The following is a 16,250-nucleotide window of genomic DNA, read 5'->3' as shown; positions in this document are numbered from 1 at the left end:
GTTCAATGTGGGCCGCCCGCGCGCGGCGCGGGCGGCGCGGCTGCAAACCGCGATCAGCTGGTGCGTTCCAGCACCGCGGCAAAGAAGCCATCGGTCTGGTGCAGGTGGGGATACAAGGCGAACATGCCGTTGTCCGGCAGGCCCGGCACTTCGATCTTCTGGTCGGCCAGCACTTCGGCGGCCGGCACCAGGCGGAAGTTCGGGTGCGCGGCGAGGAAATCGCGCACGATCTGCTCGTTCTCGGCTTCCAGCACGCTGCAGGTCGCGTACACGACGCGGCCACCGCCCTTCACCAGACGCGCCGCGGAGTCCAGGATCGCGGTCTGCTTGGCGGTCAGTTCCAGCACCGACTCCGGCGATTGCCGCCACTTCAGGTCGGGATTGCGGCGCAGCGTGCCCAGGCCGCTGCACGGCGCGTCCACCAGCACGCGGTCGGCCTTGCCGGCCAGGCGCTTGATCTTGGCGTCGCGTTCGGAGTCGATCAGCACCGGATGGACATTCGACAGGCCGCTGCGCGCCAGCCGCGGCTTCAGGTTGGCCAGGCGCTTTTCCGATACGTCGAAGGCATAGAGCCGGCCGGTCGAGCGCATTGCCGCGCCCAGCGCCAGGGTCTTGCCGCCCGCGCCGGCGCAGAAGTCGACCACCATCTCGCCGCGTCGCGGCGCCACCAGGCTGCACAGCAGCTGGCTGCCTTCGTCCTGCACCTCGACCAGGCCGTTGACGAAGATCGGCAGCTGGTTCAGCGCCGGCTTGCCGGTCATGCGGATGCCGGCCGGCGCCATCGGCGTGGGCTCGGCGCCAAGGCCCGCGGCCTGCAGCTCGGCCAGCGCGTCCTCGCGGCTGGTCTTGCCCAGATTGACGCGCAGGTCCAGCGGCGCCGGGCGCAGCCAGGCATCGCCCAGCGCCGCGGCAAAGGCCTCGCCATGCTGGCGCACCAGTTCGTCGTACAGCCACTCGGGCAGGTTGGCGCGCACGCGAGGGGCCAGGCTGGAGCGCTCGATGGTGGTCAGGCGGTCCAGCCACGCGGCTTCGTCGGGATACAGGAACGGCGACAGCGCATCGCGGCCCAGCGTCGCCGCCAGCCCCAGCAGCGCCAGGCGACGCGAGGCCGCGCCGGTGCCGCTCTCGGCAAACTGCGCAAACTCGACGCGCCGGCGCAGCACCGCGTAGATCGCTTCGGCAATGATGCCGCGCTCGCGGTGGCCGAGCTTGGCGTTTTCGCGGAAGTAGTAGCTGACCACCGCATCGGCGGGTCGCGCGAACAGCATGACCTTGCCCAGCAGGCGATCGATATGCTGGATGTGGGTGGCATGCAGGCCGCCATGAGTGCGCGTAGGTGCGCCGTTGGCACCGCCGGCATTGGGCGACTTGCGGATCGGGCTGCTCTTGCCCTTGCTGCGCGCGGGGGCGCGGCCCTCGCCGCGCGGGGAACGGTTTCCTGCCTGGGTACGGCTCATGCCTGGACTCCTGCCGCCGGGGTCGCGGCGGAGATGGCCATCAGCAATTGCGGTTCGGCCGGGTTGATAACGTTGACCACGCCGTTGTGCAGCTGCAGCCGGTCCTCGACGAACCACTGCACGGCGCGGGGGTAAATCACGTGCTCGCACGCAAGCAGGCGCTCGGCCAGGGTCGCGGGCGTGTCCGCCGGCAGCACGTCGAGCGCGGCCTGGATCACGATCGGGCCATGGTCCAGCTCCGGGGTCACGAAATGCACGGTCGCGCCATGCAGCTTGACACCGGCATCCAGCGCCTGCTGGTGGGTATTCAGGCCGGGGAAGCACGGCAGCAGCGACGGATGGATATTCAGCAGCCGGCCCGCGTAGCGGTCGACAAAGCCGGGCGTGAGTATACGCATGAAACCCGCCAGCACCACCAGATCGGGGGCATGGGCATCGATGGCCTCGGCCAGCGCCGCGTCGAAGGCGGCGCGGTCGGGGTACTGGCGATGGTCGACCACGCCGGTTTCAATGCCTTGCTGGCGCGCAAACTGCAAGCCCGCGGCGTCCGGCCGGTTCGACAGCACCGCCGCCACGCGGGCGGGCCAGCCCCCGTCCGCGCAGGCACGGACGATGGCTTCCATATTGGAGCCTCGCCCGGAAATCAAGATGACAATTTTTTTCATCGCGCAATTCTACCAAGGCGAGGCGCTAAACTCCGGTAAAGCCAAACCAGTACGTGCTTAATTCACGAGATCCGGACAGGCGCCGGTTTCCTGGCCTGTGGTAGCGAAGCCCTATAACCCGATTGATGGATTGTGACGCTTCGCCCCCTCTGCTAGAGTGGGCCCTACGTCCACGCGCCATTCCTGTGCATGACTCAGGTTCTCCGGAGAGGTGACAACAAGGACGAAACGGGATATTTGAACGGGAATTCGCATGTCGAACGCTGCACCGACGTTGTTGGTGGTCGATGATCATCCTATGGCCTTGTCAGGGACCACCGCCTTCCTGGCCGAAGTCATGCCGGATGTGGCAGTCCATGCCGCCGGCAGCGCCCGCGAGGCCCTGGCCAGCCTGCAGCAAGGCTTGCGCCCCGATATCGTGCTGCTCGATATCTGGCTGAACGACGGTACCGGCTTCGATGCCATGCAGACCTTCAAGACCGTCATCCCGGGCGCGCGCTTTATCTTCATGTCGGCCGAGGCCACCCCTGAGATCGTCGGCCGCGCCCGCGCGCTGTCGGCATGCGGCTTCGTCGGCAAGCACCTGGACGCCAATGCCTTCACCGCCGCGGTGCGCAAGGTGCTGGCCGGCGACACCGCCTTCCCCACCGACGAAGCCCTCAACGGGCGCGCGCAGTCGTTCGGCCCGGCCCACGGGATTCCGGTCACGCCCGCCGAACTGGGCCTGACGCCGCGCCAGGGTTCGGTGCTGGCGCTGGTGCTGGAAGGCCTGCCCAACAAGGTGATCGCGCGGCGGCTCGGGCTGACCGAGAACACCGTCAAGGAACACGTGTCCGCCATCCTGCAGCGCCTGGGCGTGCGCACCCGCATGCAGGTGATGTCGCGCATGGAACGGTTCCGGCTGCGCCAGTAAGGCGAGCCACCTTCCCCGCAGCCAGCCTGGGCGCGCCCGCCGCTAGGCCGGCCGCAGCCAGCGCCGCAGCAGCAGCCGCAGCGAGGCCGGGTCCACCGGCTTGGGCAGCACGAAATAACCCGCCTCTTCCGCCGCCGCCAGCGCGGCTGACTTCAAATCCCCCGTCAGCAATGCGCTGCGCGCCTGCGGCTGCGTGTTCTGCCAGCGCTCGAGCAGATCCAGGCCGTTCTCGCTGCCGGGCAGGCGCAGGTCGCAGAAGATGATGTCCGGGCGCAGGCCCTGGGCGAACAGCTTGTCGGCCTCGGCACCGTGCGCGGCGCAGGCCACGCGGATACCCCATGCCTCCATCAGCGCGATCCAGGCCTTGCGGATCTGGCTGTCGTCGTCGACCACCAGCACCGTGCCCCGCAGGCGATCGGGCTTGGCCTCCTCGGCCTGCGCCATGGCGCGCATCTCGCGCACGCTGGCGACGGTCTCGGCCGGCACCGGCGCCAGCGCGAACCAGAACACCGAGCCCTTGCCGGGCACCGAACGCACGCCATAGGTGCCGCGCATCAGCCGCACGCATTCCTTGAAGATCGCCAGCCCCAGGCCCAGGCCCTGCGACGGGTCCCGCTGCGGGTTGTGGACCTGGTAGTAGGGCGAGAAGATGTCCGGCAGGTGCTCGGGCGTGACGCCGGCGCCGGTGTCCCACACCTCCAGCCGCACGTGCTTGCGGCGCTGGCGCGCGGTCACCAGCACGCCGCCGCGCTGGGTATAGCGCAGCGCGTTCTGCACCAGGTTGAACAAGGCCCGGCGCAGCAGCACCGGCTCGGCCATCGCGTACAACTCGTCCGGCACGCGCGGGGTCAGGGTCAGCCCGTTTTCGCGCGCGTCGGCGGCAAACTGGCTCATCACGTCGCGGATCAGCGCGCCCAGCTCGCAGGGCTCCAGCGTCGGCAGGACCTTGCGTCCTTCCAGCTTGGACAGGTCCAGCAGCGAGCGGAACAGCAGGTCGATGGTCTGCGTGCCCGCCGCCACCTGCTCCACCAGCGGATGCAGCGCGCTCGACTGGTTGCGCGCGCGCAGCGCCTCGACCAGCATCACCAGCGCATGCACCGGCTGGCGCAGGTCATGGCTGGCCGCGGCCAGGAAGCGCGACTTCTCTTCGCTGGCATGCAGCGCCCGCTCCTTCTCGTCCTGGAACTGCTTGGCCAGGCGCCGGCTGTCGCCCTCCAGCTGGATCGCGCGCACCAGCGTCACCTGCAGGTTGAAGGCGTGGCGCGACAGCATCAGCGCGTAGATTGCCAGCAGGCCCTGCACATAGACGCCATGGCCGGGGAAGGCGAATTCCGCCATCAGCAGGTTCGGCACCATGATCGGCACGCCGGCGTAGACCAGGTTCGACGGCACCGGCGCCTGCGACACCGCGCCGCCGGCCAGCACGCCGAGGGTGAGCAGGTACAGCACGCTGGAGAACACCGGCGAGGCTGTATACAAATGCAGCAGCGCCGAGCTGCCCCAGGTCACGCCGGTCAGGAAAGCGACCGCGCGCATATTGTTCCACCACTTGTGCGTGTGCGCGGAACGGCTCATCAGGGCGTGGTCGCGCTGGTAGCCGATGTAGAACCACAGCCCGCCCGCCGTGAGCAGCAGCATCACCGCGCACCAGCCCAGCAGCGCGCCACGGCTGACGTCGCTCCAGAAGCCGAGGGTGGTCAGCGCGGGCAGCAGCACCGAAGCGACGATGGCGGTTGGCGCATTCTTGTGCACGATCGCCATCAGCTTGGCGCGCGTCTCGACGTCGAGCTGGGCGCTCGGCTGAGGCAGGCCCCGGGGCAGGAGCCGGGAAAAGAACCGATAGGTCAGCGCTTTCAACTGGGAATGAGGAATGGGCGTAAGGCCGGGCATGCCGCGCGGCGTGCCGCAGCGGTCCCGTAGTGAGCCAAAGTGGCGCCTATCATGCCGCCTTTTGTGGCATCGCGCCATGGCGGGAGGGCCGGTTGCGGCACAAAAGCTGCAGCGCGGGGACCGGCCGGGGGCGGCGGCAGCGGCAAGCCGACCCATTCGCCTTATAATGCCCGCTTTACCCGAATCGTTTCCCGCCGTCCCCGTGAAAGTCTTCCGCGGCCTGCCCAACGCCGAAAGCCGGGCGCCCTGCGCGCTCACCATCGGCAATTTCGACGGTGTGCATCGCGGCCACCAGTCGCTGCTTGCGCGCGCGCGCGCGGCGGCGGATGCGCGCGGCCTGCCGCTGTGCGTGATGACCTTCGAGCCGCATCCACGCGAATTCTTCACGCCGGACAAGGCCCCCACCCGCATCGCGCTGCTGCGCGACAAGCTGGAAAGCCTGCGCCGCAACGGCGTGGATCGCGTGGTGGTGGAACACTTCAACGCCCACTTTGCCGGCCAGTCGCCGCAGGAATTCGTCGAGAACGTGCTCTGGCATGGCCTGCATACCCGCTGGCTGCTGGTCGGCGACGATTTCCGCTTCGGCGCCAGGCGCGCCGGCGATTTTGCCTACCTGCAGGAGGCGGGGCGCCGCTACGGCTTCGATGTCGAGCAGATGGGCTCGGTGTCCGAAGGGGGCATCCGCATTTCCAGCTCGGCGGTACGCCAGGCACTGGCCAATGGCGACCTGGAGCACGCGCGGCGCCTGCTCGGCCATGGCTACGCCATCAGCGGCCACGTGATCCACGGCCGCAAGCTGGGCCGCGACCTCGGCTTCCCGACCCTGAACCTGCGCATTTCGCACAAGCGGCCCGCGGTCAGTGGCATCTTCGTGGTGCAGGTGCACGGCATCGCCGAGCATCCGCTGCCCGGCGTGGCCAGCATCGGCGTGCGCCCCACCATCGAGGACGCCGGCCGGGTGCTGCTGGAAGTCCACCTGTTCGATTTCAATGAAAGCCTGTACGGCAAGCTGGTGCGGGTCGAATTCATGAAGAAGCTGCGCGACGAGGCGCGCTTCGACTCCCTGGATGAACTCACCGCCGCGATCGCCAAGGACAGTGCCGATGCGCGCGCCTTCTTCGGCCTGACGGCGCCAGGCGCCGTGGCGGCGGCGGAAGCCAGCGGCGGCCGCGATTTCGCCACCTCGGCCACCGACCGAATTAGGTAGCGGCCGGCGCCCCGCACCCCGCTGCGCGGGCCCGGTTCGCACGCCGCCTGCCCCAGCCTTCACGCGCGCCCGCCGGCCACTGCCGGCCGCGCGCCAACCGAATTGCCCTGAGAATCGAAATGTCTGACGACAAACGCGCCAAGCCCGAGAAGAACAAGTATCCCGTCAACCTGCTCGACACGCCCTTCCCGATGCGTGGCGACCTGCCCAAGCGCGAGCCGCAATGGGTCAAGCAGTGGCAGGACAAGCAGCTCTACAAGAAGATCCGCGCGGCGCGCAAGGGCGCGAAGAAGTTCGTGCTGCACGATGGCCCGCCGTATGCCAACGGCGATATCCATATCGGCCACGCCGTCAACAAGGTGCTCAAGGACATGATCATCAAGGCGCGCGGCCTGACCGGGCTCGACGCCGTCTACGTGCCGGGCTGGGACTGCCACGGCATGCCGATCGAGATCCAGATCGAGAAGAAGTTCGGCAAGGGCCTGCCGGTGCAGGAAGTCCAGGCCAAGGCGCGCGCCTATGCCACCGAGCAGATCAAGCGCCAGATGGTGGATTTCGAGCGTCTCGGCGTGCTGGGCGACTGGGACCACCCCTACCTGACCATGAACCACAGCAACGAGGCGGACGAACTGCGCGCGCTCGGCAAGATCATGGAAAAGGGCTACGTGTTCCGCGGCCTGAAGCCGGTGAACTGGTGCTTCGACTGCGGCTCGGCGCTGGCCGAGGCCGAAGTCGAATACAAGGACAAGGTCGACCTGTCGATCGACGTGGGCTTTCCGTTCGCCGAGACCGACAAGCTGGCACACGCGTTCAAGGTGCCGGTCGAGCGGATCGACGCCAGGCCGGGCTGGATCGTGATCTGGACCACCACGCCGTGGACCATCCCGAGCAACCAGGCGCTGAACGTGCACCCCGAGGTGGAATACGCGCTGGTCGACACGCCGCGCGGCCACCTGATCCTCGCCACCGAGCGCGTCGAGGAGCAGCTGAAGATCTACGGCCTGCAGGGCGAGGTGGTGGCCACCACCACCGGCGCGGCGCTGTCGGAGATCCGCTTCCATCATCCGCTGGCCCGGATGGAAGCAGGCTATGACCGGCTCTCGCCGATCTACCTGGGCGACTACGTCACCACCGACACCGGCTCGGGCATCGTGCACTCGGCGCCGGCCTATGGCGTGGAAGACTTCCAGTCGTGCAAGGCGCACGGCATGCCCGACAGCGACATCATCAGCCCGGTGATGGGCAACGGCGTCTACGCCGCCACGCTGCCGCTGTTTGGCGGGCTGTCGATCTGGGACGCCAACCCGAAGATCGTCGAGGCGCTGCAGGCCTCGGGCAACCTGTTCAATTCGCACAAATACACCCACAGCTACATGCACTGCTGGCGCCACAAGACGCCGATCATCTACCGCGCCACCTCGCAGTGGTTCGCGGGCATGGACGTGGATCCGGCCGAGGAAAACGGCAAGCCCGTGCCGACGCTGCGCGAGACCGCGCTGGCGGGCATCGAGGCGACCGAGTTCTATCCGTCGTGGGGCAAGCAGCGCCTGCACAACATGATCGCCCACCGCCCGGACTGGACCCTGTCGCGCCAGCGCCAGTGGGGCGTGCCGATGGCCTTCTTCTTGCACAAGGAAACCGGCGCGCTGCATCCGCGCACGCCCGAGCTGCTGGAAGCGATCGCAAAGCGCGTCGAGCAGCACGGTATCGAAGCGTGGCAGACGCTGGACCCGGCCGAACTGCTGGGCGACGAGGCCAGCCAGTATGAGAAGAACCGCGACACGCTCGACGTCTGGTTCGATTCCGGTACCACGCACTGGACCGTGATCCGCGGCTCGCACCGCGACGACCTGTACGACCCGGCCGCCGACGATGCCGACGGCCGCCTGGCCGACCTGTACCTGGAAGGCTCGGACCAGCACCGTGGCTGGTTCCACTCGTCGCTGCTGACCGCCTCGATGCTGTATGGCAAGCCGCCGTACAAGGCGCTGCTGACGCACGGCTTCACCGTCGACGGCGAAGGCCGCAAGATGTCCAAGTCGATCGGCAATACCGTGTCGCCGCAGGACATCGCGAACAAGATGGGCGCCGAGATCATCCGCCTGTGGGTGGCCTCGACCGATTACTCCGGCGAGCTGTCGATCTCGGACGAGATCCTCAAGCGCGTGGTGGAAGGCTATCGCCGCATCCGCAATACGCTGCGTTTCCTGCTGTCGAACCTGTCCGACTACGACCATGGCAAGCACGCGCTGCCGGCCGCCGAGTGGCTGGAGATCGACCGCTACGCCGTGGCGCTGACCGCGCAGCTGCAGAAGGAAGTGCTGTCGCACTACGAGGCTTACGAATTCCACCCGGTGGTGGCCAAGCTGCAGACCTTCTGCTCCGAGGACCTGGGCGGTTTCTACCTCGACGTGCTGAAGGACCGGCTGTACACCACCGCGCCGGACTCGAAGGCGCGCCGCGCCGCGCAGAACGCGCTGTATCACATCACCCAGGCGATGCTGCACTGGATGGCGCCGTTCCTGTCGTTCACCGCCGAGGAAGCGTGGCAGGTGTTCGCCCATGGCACCGAGCACAACGACACCATCTTCACCAGCACCTATTACGCCGTGCCGGAAGTCGACGACGCCGACGACCTGCTGCAGAAATGGCATGCGCTGCGCGAAGTGCGCGCCGAAGTCACGCGTCAGCTGGAAGCGGTGCGCGTGGAAGGCGAGATCGGTTCGTCGCTGCAGGCCGAGCTGACCATCCAGGCCGGCGGTCCGGTGCTGGCGGCGCTGCAAAGCCTGGGTGACGACCTGCGCTTCGTGCTGCTGACCTCGTCGGCCAAGGTCGCGCCCGCGCCCGAGGCCGGCGACCTGCTGGTGACGGTGACCCCGTCGGCGCATGCCAAGTGCGAGCGCTGCTGGCACTACCGCGCCGACGTCGGCCACAACCCCGACCATCCCACCCTCTGCGGCCGCTGCGACAGCAACCTGTTCGGCGCCGGCGAACACAGGAGCCATGCCTGATGGCCTCGACCACGTCCCGTTCGACGCGCCCGGCGCGCCGCAACAAGGCTGCCGGCAGCACCACCCCGCTGCTGTGGATGGCCTTTGCGCTGCTGGTGGTGCTGCTCGACCAGTTCTTCAAGATCGTGATCGTGCGCAGCTTCAGCTACGGCGAGTCGCGCCCGGTGACCGGCTTCTTCAACCTGGTGCTGGTCTACAACAAGGGCGCGGCGTTCAGCTTCCTGGCTGACGCCGGCGGCTGGCAGCGCTGGTTCTTCACCGGCCTGGGCGTGGTGGTCGGCGCGTTCATCGTCTGGCTGCTGTACCGCCATACCGGCCAGCGGCTGTTCTGCTTCGCGGTGTCGCTGATCCTGGGCGGCGCGGTCGGCAACGTGATCGACCGCGTGGCCTATGGCCACGTGATCGATTTCCTGGACTTCTACGTGGGCAGGTATCACTGGCCGGCTTTCAATGTCGCGGACTGCGCGATCACGGTGGGCGCGGTGCTGCTGATCGTCGACGAGCTGCGGCGGGTGCGCAAGCACTGAGCTGCGCCCTCCCTTTCCCCTTCCCTTCCCAGCCAGGTTCCCCACCATGGATTTGCGCGGCAAGCACATCGTTCTCGGCCTGACCGGCGGCATCGCCTGCTACAAGTCGGCCGAACTGGTCCGGCTGCTGACCAAGGCCGGCGCCACCGTGCAGGTGGCCATGACCGAGGCGGCGACGCATTTCATCACGCCGGTGACGATGCAGGCGCTGTCGGGCCGGCCGGTCTTCCTGTCGCAATGGGATGCGCGCATCGACAACAACATGGCGCATATCGACCTCTCGCGCGAGGCCGACGCCATTGTCATCGCCCCTGCATCCACCGACTTCATGGCGCGGCTGGCCAACGGCCTGTGCGACGACCTGCTGAGCACGCTGTGCATCGCGCGCGACTGCCCGCTGCTGGTGGCGCCGGCGATGAACCGCCAGATGTGGGCCGCGCCCGCCACGCAGCGCAATGCCGCGCAACTGCGCGCCGACGGCGTGGTGATCCTGGGCCCGGGCAGCGGCGACCAGGCCTGCGGCGAAGTCGGCGACGGCCGCATGCTGGAGCCCGAGGAGCTGCTCGACGACATCATCGCCTTCTTCCAGCCCAAGCCGCTGCAAGGCAAGCGCATGCTGATCACCGCCGGCCCGACCTTCGAGGCGATCGACCCGGTGCGCGGCATCACCAACCTGTCGTCCGGCAAGATGGGTTTCTCGATCGCGCGTGCGGCGCGCGAGGCCGGCGCCGAAGTGCTGCTGGTGGCCGGACCCACCGGCCTGCCCACACCGCGCGGCGTGATGCGCACCGACGTGCGCAGCGCGCAGCAGATGCATGACGCGGTGATGGCGCAGCTGTCCGGTGTCGATGTCTTCGTCGCGGTGGCCGCGGTGGCGGACTGGCGCCCGGCCGAGGTCGCGCAGCAGAAGTTGAAGAAGGCCGGCGATACCGATACGCCGACACTGCAGTTCGTGCAGAACCCCGACATCCTGGCCGCGGTTGCGGCCCGCGCCGACGCACCTTACTGCGTCGGCTTTGCCGCCGAAAGCGAGAACCTGGAGCAGTACGGCGAGCAGAAGCGCCAGCGCAAGGGCGTGCCGCTGCTGGTGGGCAATATCGGCCACCACACCTTCGGCCTGGACGACAACGAAATCGTGCTGTTCGACGCCGCCGGCATGACGCGGCTGCCGCGCGCCGACAAGCTGTCGCTGGCAAGGCAGCTGGTCGCGGCCATCGGCCAGCGCCTGCCGGGTCGCGCGCGGCCCTGACTTTTGCAACGCATTCCCGAGATTGCTTATGACCCAGCCTCTGAACCCGACCGTCGAAATCAAGGTGCTCGATGCGCGCCTGAACCAATGGGGCCTGCCCGCCTACCAGAGCGAGATGGCTGCCGCCATCGACCTGCACGCCTGCGTCGACGCGCCCGTCGCGATCGCGCCGGGCACACCGGCGCAGCTGGTGCCGGCCGGCATTGCCGTGCACATGGGCAACCCGTACATGGCCGCGACCATCGTGCCGCGCTCGGGCCTGGGCCACAAGAAGGGGCTGGTGCTGGGCAATTCGATCGGCGTGATCGATGCCGACTACCAGGGCCAGATCATGGTCAGCGTCTGGAACCGCAACGCGCCGGGCACGGAGCCGATCGTGATCCAGCCGGGCGAGCGCATTGCGCAGATGATGTTCGTGCCGGTGCTGCGTCCGGTGTTCTCGACGGTGGCGGAGTTCAGCCAGGACAGCGAACGCGGTGCGGGCGGCTTTGGCTCGACCGGCGTGCATCACGCCAAGGCCAGCGCCTGACCTGTTGTCGGCCCCGGCATGAAGTACTGGCGCCCCGCGGGGCGCCAGTTTGCATTTCAGCCCTGCTGCTCGAACAGCAAGGCCACGCCGCTGGCGGCATCGGCCGGCACCAGCGTTTCGCGCGGACCCAGGTCGTGGGTCGGCACGCTCTGCTCGCGCCAGCCAGCGCGGGCCGCCGCAAGGTCGTGGGTGCGCAGGCGGATCGCCGCATACCCAGGCCCTTCGCGCCGGATATGCGCGCTGCCGGTGGCCGATGCCAGCGCCTGCGGTGTGCTGAGCACCAGCGTGGCATTGTCGACCGCCAGGCTGCTGACATGTTCGCTCAGCTGCGTCAGCTCGCCGCCGGTCAGTTCGGCATAGGCGCGCGCGGCGGCATCCACCAGCGCAGGGGCCACCACCAGGAACATGGTCGCGATGCTGTGCGCGCCGTTGGCATGGCGCATCCATTCGGGCCGCCACAGCAGCTCGGGCGTGCGGTGCTCGCAGACGAAATAGCGCGCGCCCGGGGCGTCGTCGAGCGCGGTCACGCGAAAGGTGGCCGGATGTTCGCTGCCATCGTCCAGCCGCACCGGACGCGAGAATTCGATCGGTTCCGAGGTATGCCAGCCGTCCGCGCGCAGCCGCGCCGCGGTGGCAAAGGCATCGGCGCTCTTGCACGACATCGCCGCACAGCCGCCGCCGCGCTGCTGGGCGTCCCAATAATACTGACGGCTGGGACTGGGCGCGGTCACGTGCAGCAACTCAAGGTAGTCCCGCTGCAGCATGATGCAGTGGTTCTGCGAGCCCAGCGTGTGATAGCCGCGCGGCGTCAGCGTAAAACCCAGCCGCTGCCAGGCCTGAGCGCCGGCATCTAGGTCTGGGCACACCACCACGGCGTGATCGAACATTTCTGCTTGCGTTGCCATCGGCATCCCCCCGGACGCATGGCGCACGGCGGCGCCGGACTGGTTTATTCGAACTGGATATTGGCCTTGCGCGCCACCGCCTGCCACTTGTCATGCTCGCGGCGTACCAGCTGGCCCAGCTCGGCCGGGCTGCCGCCGACGATTTCGAAGCCTTGCGCGCCGAGCGCATCGACCACGCGCGGCTGGCGCAGCGACTCGACCAGCGCGCCGTGGAGGCGCGTCACCGTCGCCGCCGGCAGGTCGGCCGGACCGAACACGCCGATCCACGAATACGCCTCGAAGCCCTTGAGGCCCTGCTCGGCCACCGTGGGCACCTGCGGCAACTGGCGCAGCCGGCTGGTGCCGGTCACGCCCAGCACCTTGATCGTGCGCGCGGCCACGTGCGCCTGCACCGCCGCGTAGCTGCTGAAGAAGATGTCGACCTCATTGGACAGCACCGCCTGCACCGCCGGGCCGCCGCCCTTGTAGGGCACGTGCAGCATATGCACGCCTGCCTCGGTCGCGAGCGCCTCGGCCGCAAGCTGGTTCAGGCTGCCGATGCCCGACGATGCATAGCGCACGCCGTCATGCCTCGCCCTGGCCAGCGCCACCAGTTCGCGCACGTTCGACGCCGGCAGCGCCGGGTTGGCGGCGATCACCAGCGGGAAACGCACCAGCTGCGAGATCGGCGAGAAATCGCGGAAGGTGTCGTAGGGCAGCTGCTTGTAGGCAAACGGATTGATCGCATGCGTGTCGAACGCCATCAGCAGCGTATTGCCGTCGGGGCGGGCGCGCGCCACGGTGCTCGACGCGATCAGCCCGCCCGCGCCCGGCTTGTTGTCCACCACCACCGTTTGCCCCAGCACCGCCTTCAGCCCGGGCTGCAGCTGCCTGGCGACGATGTCGACGCTGCCACCCGGCGGGAACGGCAGCACCAGTGCGATCGGACGGTTGCTGGCGGCGCTATCAGCGGCGCTGGCGGCGGCGGCATGGAGCATCGGGCCCGGCAAGGCGCCCAGCGGCAGGATCTTGAGCAGCAGGCGGCGGCGCCGCGTGCGGTCGGCGGATGACATCGGGTCGTTCGGTTTCGGGGCGCTGGAGGCGTGGGGCGGCAGGAAAAAAAACAGGGCGGCCAGTGTGGCCGCCCCGCTATTTTGCCCGATGATCGACCCCGGTGCTGGCAACGCGGCCGAATATCGCTCAGGCTTCTGCGCGCTGTTCCTCGGGCGCCTCGGGCGGTTCGGGCTCGATCTCGGAGAAATCGAGCTTGATCTGGTCCTGTTCGTCCAGATCCACCACCACCTTGCCGCCGGACACCAGGCGGCCGAACAGCAGCTCGTCGGCCAGCGCCTTGCGGATCATGTCCTGGATCAGGCGCTGCATCGGACGCGCACCCATCAGCGGATCGAAGCCCTTGTGCGCCAGGAACTTGCGCAGCTTCTCGCTGAAGCTGGCTTCCACCTTCTTCTCGTGCAGTTGCTCTTCCAGCTGCATCAGGAACTTGTCGACCACGCGCAGGATGATTTCCTCATCGAGCGAGCGGAAGCTGATGGTGGCATCCAGCCGGTTGCGGAACTCCGGCGTGAACATGCGCTTGATGTCGGCCATTTCGTCGCCCTGCTCGCGCGAGCTGGTGAAGCCGATGGTGGCGCGGTTCATGGTCTCCGCTCCCGCGTTGGTGGTCATGATGATGATCACGTTGCGGAAGTCGGCGCGCCGGCCGTTGTTGTCGGTCAGCGAACCATGGTCCATCACCTGCAGCAGGATATTGAAGATATCCGGATGCGCCTTCTCGATTTCGTCCAGCAGCAGCACGCAGTGCGGCTTCTTGGTGACGGCCTCGGTCAGCAGGCCGCCCTGGTCAAAGCCGACGTATCCCGGCGGCGCGCCGATCAGGCGGCTCACCGCATGGCGTTCCATGTATTCGGACATGTCGAAGCGCAGCAGCTCGATACCCATGATGAAGGCCAGCTGCTTGGCGACCTCGGTCTTGCCCACGCCGGTCGGGCCCGAGAACAGGAACGAGCCGATCGGCTTGTCGGTCTTGCCCAGGCCCGCGCGCGACATCTTGATCGCCGACGCCAGCGCCTCGATCGCCGGATCCTGGCCGAACACCACCGACTTCAGGTCGCGTTCCAGCGTCTGCAGCTTGCTGCGGTCGTCCTGGTTCACGCTCTGCGGCGGGATGCGCGCGATGCGCGAGACGATGTCCTCGATCTCGCCCTTGCCGATGGTCTTCTTCTGCTTGGACTTCGGCAGGATGCGCTGCGCCGCGCCGGCCTCGTCGATCACGTCGATGGCCTTGTCCGGCAGGTGGCGGTCGGTGATGAAGCGCGCCGACAGCTCGGCCGCGGCGGTCAGCGCCGACGACGCGTACTTGACGCCATGGTGCTCCTCGAAGCGCGACTTCAGCCCGCGCAGGATCTGCACGGTCTGGTCCACCGACGGCTCGACCACGTCGATTTTCTGGAAGCGCCGCGACAGCGCCGCGTCCTTCTCGAAGATGCCGCGGTATTCGGTGAAGGTGGTCGCACCGATGCACTTGAGCTGGCCCGACGACAGCGCCGGCTTGAGCAGGTTGCTGGCGTCCAGCGTCCCGCCCGAGGCGGCGCCCGCGCCGATCAGCGTGTGGATCTCGTCGATGAACAGGATCGCGTTGGGATTGTCCTTGAGCGACTTGAGCACGCCCTTTAGGCGCTGCTCGAAATCGCCGCGGTACTTGGTGCCGGCCAGCAGCGCGCCCATGTCGAGCGAGTAGACGGTGGCCTTTTCCAGGATATCCGGCACCTCGTTCTTGGTGATGCGCCACGCCAGGCCTTCCGCAATCGCGGTCTTGCCGACGCCGGCCTCGCCCACCAGCAGCGGGTTGTTCTTGCGCCGGCGGCACAGCACCTGGACCACGCGCTCGACTTCGCTCTCGCGGCCGATCAGCGGATCGATCTTGCCGGCCTTGGCCAGCGCGTTCAGGTTCTGGGTGTATTGCTCGAGCGGGCTTTCCTTGCCGTCGCCGCCCTCGCCCTCGCCAGCCGCCTCGCCATGCTTGGCCGGCTCGGACTGGTCCTTGCGGATGCCGTGGCTGATGAAATTGACCACGTCAAGGCGCGTCACGCCCTGCTGCTGCAGGTAATAGACGGCGTGCGAATCCTTCTCGCCGAAAATCGCGACCAGCACGTTGGCGCCGGTAACTTCCTTCTTGCCATTGGAAGTCGACTGGACGTGCATGATGGCGCGCTGGATCACGCGCTGGAAACCCAGCGTGGGCTGGGTATCAACCTCGTCGGTACCCGGTACCACCGGCGTGTTGTCCGCGATGAAGTTCTTAAGGCTGGTGCGCAGGTCCTCGATATTGGCCGCGCAGGCGCGCAAGACTTCAGCTGCCGTGGGATTGTCGAGCAATGCCAGCAGCAGGTGCTCCACGGTAATGAACTCGTGGCGTGCCTGCCTGGCTTCGACAAAAGCCATATGCAGGCTCACTTCCAATTCTTGCGCAATCATGCTTCCTCCATCACGCACTGCAGGGGGTGCCCCGCCTGCCGCGCGTGCGTTGACACCAGCTCGACCTTAGTCGCCGCGATATCCCTGGTGTAGATACCACAGACGCCCTTACCTTCCCGGTGCACGGTCAGCATGATCTGCGTCGCCGTTTCCCGGTCCCTGCTGAAATACTGCTGCAGGATCATCACGACAAACTCCATCGGAGTGTAGTCGTCGTTCAGCAGCACCACCTTGAACATGGCAGGCGGTTTCAGCGCCTGCTCTTTGCGCTCCAGGATGGTGCCCGCTTCGCGTTGTGGGACATTCGCAAGCCGTGTAGCCATGGCTTTATTCTAACCCTTACTCGCAACTCTGCAATTTGGGGAAAAGGCGGTGGATTCAAGAGTCCGGCCACCGGTTTTCCGGGGTAAATGGAAGCGGATA

At 67.6% G+C, this 16,250-nt stretch carries 13 protein-coding genes; 6 read left to right on the top strand and 7 right to left on the bottom strand.

The window, feature by feature from the left end; genetic code table 11:
• Positions 1-53: 53 nt before the first annotated feature.
• Together FHX60_RS01560 and purN are read right to left on the bottom strand one after the other, a co-directional pair.
• The gene (locus FHX60_RS01560) at positions 54-1,457 is read right to left on the bottom strand and encodes an RsmB/NOP family class I SAM-dependent RNA methyltransferase (RefSeq protein ID WP_092306562.1); all 1,404 of its coding nucleotides are present in this window, start codon (positions 1,455-1,457) and stop codon (positions 54-56) included.
• Positions 1,454-2,122, bottom strand: coding sequence for a phosphoribosylglycinamide formyltransferase (purN, locus tag FHX60_RS01555; RefSeq protein WP_092306560.1), 669 nt, complete (start codon positions 2,120-2,122; stop codon positions 1,454-1,456). Before purN ends, FHX60_RS01560 begins: the two co-directional genes overlap by 4 nt.
• 253 nt (positions 2,123-2,375) lie before the next feature.
• Here purN and FHX60_RS01550 point away from each other — a divergent pair, with 253 nt between their 5' ends.
• The gene (locus FHX60_RS01550; RefSeq protein ID WP_012353747.1) at positions 2,376-3,035 is read left to right on the top strand and encodes a response regulator; all 660 of its coding nucleotides are present in this window, start codon (positions 2,376-2,378) and stop codon (positions 3,033-3,035) included.
• 42 nt (positions 3,036-3,077) lie between these two features.
• Here the strand turns inward: FHX60_RS01550 and FHX60_RS01545 are convergent, their stop codons facing one another.
• On the bottom strand, positions 3,078-4,892 hold the full coding sequence (locus tag FHX60_RS01545; RefSeq protein WP_183282371.1) for a hybrid sensor histidine kinase/response regulator: 1,815 nt from the start codon (positions 4,890-4,892) through the stop codon (positions 3,078-3,080).
• 235 nt (positions 4,893-5,127) lie between these two features.
• Between FHX60_RS01545 and FHX60_RS01540 the strand changes: the two genes are divergently transcribed.
• The 5 genes from FHX60_RS01540 to dut all read left to right on the top strand — a co-directional run bounded on the left by FHX60_RS01540 (position 5,128) and on the right by dut (position 11,448).
• Positions 5,128-6,132 carry a bifunctional riboflavin kinase/FAD synthetase gene (locus FHX60_RS01540; protein ID WP_183282370.1) on the top strand — a complete coding sequence of 335 codons (1,005 nt, stop codon included), beginning with the start codon at positions 5,128-5,130 and terminating at the stop codon, positions 6,130-6,132.
• A gap of 119 nt (positions 6,133-6,251) precedes the next feature.
• Positions 6,252-9,143 (top strand): isoleucine--tRNA ligase, encoded by a 2,892-nt coding sequence (ileS, locus tag FHX60_RS01535; protein WP_183282369.1) that lies wholly within the window; start codon positions 6,252-6,254, stop codon positions 9,141-9,143.
• The gene (gene lspA, locus FHX60_RS01530) at positions 9,143-9,670 is read left to right on the top strand and encodes a signal peptidase II (RefSeq protein WP_092306552.1); all 528 of its coding nucleotides are present in this window, start codon (positions 9,143-9,145) and stop codon (positions 9,668-9,670) included. The genes ileS and lspA overlap by 1 nt, the downstream gene beginning before the upstream one ends.
• 46 nt (positions 9,671-9,716) lie before the next feature.
• Entirely contained in the window at positions 9,717-10,919 is a 1,203-nt protein-coding gene (gene coaBC, locus FHX60_RS01525; RefSeq protein WP_183282368.1) for a bifunctional phosphopantothenoylcysteine decarboxylase/phosphopantothenate--cysteine ligase CoaBC, read from the top strand.
• 28 nt (positions 10,920-10,947) lie between these two features.
• Positions 10,948-11,448, top strand: a complete 501-nt coding sequence (gene dut, locus FHX60_RS01520; protein WP_092306548.1) for a dUTP diphosphatase — start codon at positions 10,948-10,950, stop codon at positions 11,446-11,448.
• A 56-nt stretch (positions 11,449-11,504) separates the two neighbouring features.
• Here dut and FHX60_RS01515 read toward each other — a convergent pair whose 3' ends face one another.
• The 4 genes from FHX60_RS01515 to clpS all read right to left on the bottom strand — a co-directional run bounded on the left by FHX60_RS01515 (position 11,505) and on the right by clpS (position 16,150).
• Positions 11,505-12,353 carry a VOC family protein gene (locus tag FHX60_RS01515; RefSeq protein WP_092307332.1) on the bottom strand — a complete coding sequence of 283 codons (849 nt, stop codon included), beginning with the start codon at positions 12,351-12,353 and terminating at the stop codon, positions 11,505-11,507.
• Between the two features lie 44 nt (positions 12,354-12,397).
• A complete protein-coding gene (locus FHX60_RS01510; RefSeq protein ID WP_112774328.1) occupies positions 12,398-13,405 on the bottom strand; it encodes a tripartite tricarboxylate transporter substrate binding protein in 1,008 nt (335 codons plus the stop codon).
• A 127-nt stretch (positions 13,406-13,532) separates the two neighbouring features.
• On the bottom strand, positions 13,533-15,827 hold the full coding sequence (clpA, locus tag FHX60_RS01505) for an ATP-dependent Clp protease ATP-binding subunit ClpA (protein ID WP_018007976.1): 2,295 nt from the start codon (positions 15,825-15,827) through the stop codon (positions 13,533-13,535).
• Entirely contained in the window at positions 15,824-16,150 is a 327-nt protein-coding gene (clpS, locus tag FHX60_RS01500) for an ATP-dependent Clp protease adapter ClpS (protein WP_010814998.1), read from the bottom strand. The genes clpA and clpS overlap by 4 nt, the downstream gene beginning before the upstream one ends.
• Positions 16,151-16,250: the final 100 nt, after the last annotated feature.

Origin of the sequence: Cupriavidus alkaliphilus, assembly GCF_014191175.1 — a bacterium.
GTDB classification, from domain to species: Bacteria; Pseudomonadota; Gammaproteobacteria; order Burkholderiales; family Burkholderiaceae; genus Cupriavidus; species Cupriavidus alkaliphilus.
The sequence above is the reverse complement of the archived record's forward strand: the minus strand, read 5'-3'. Positions and strand labels throughout refer to the sequence as shown.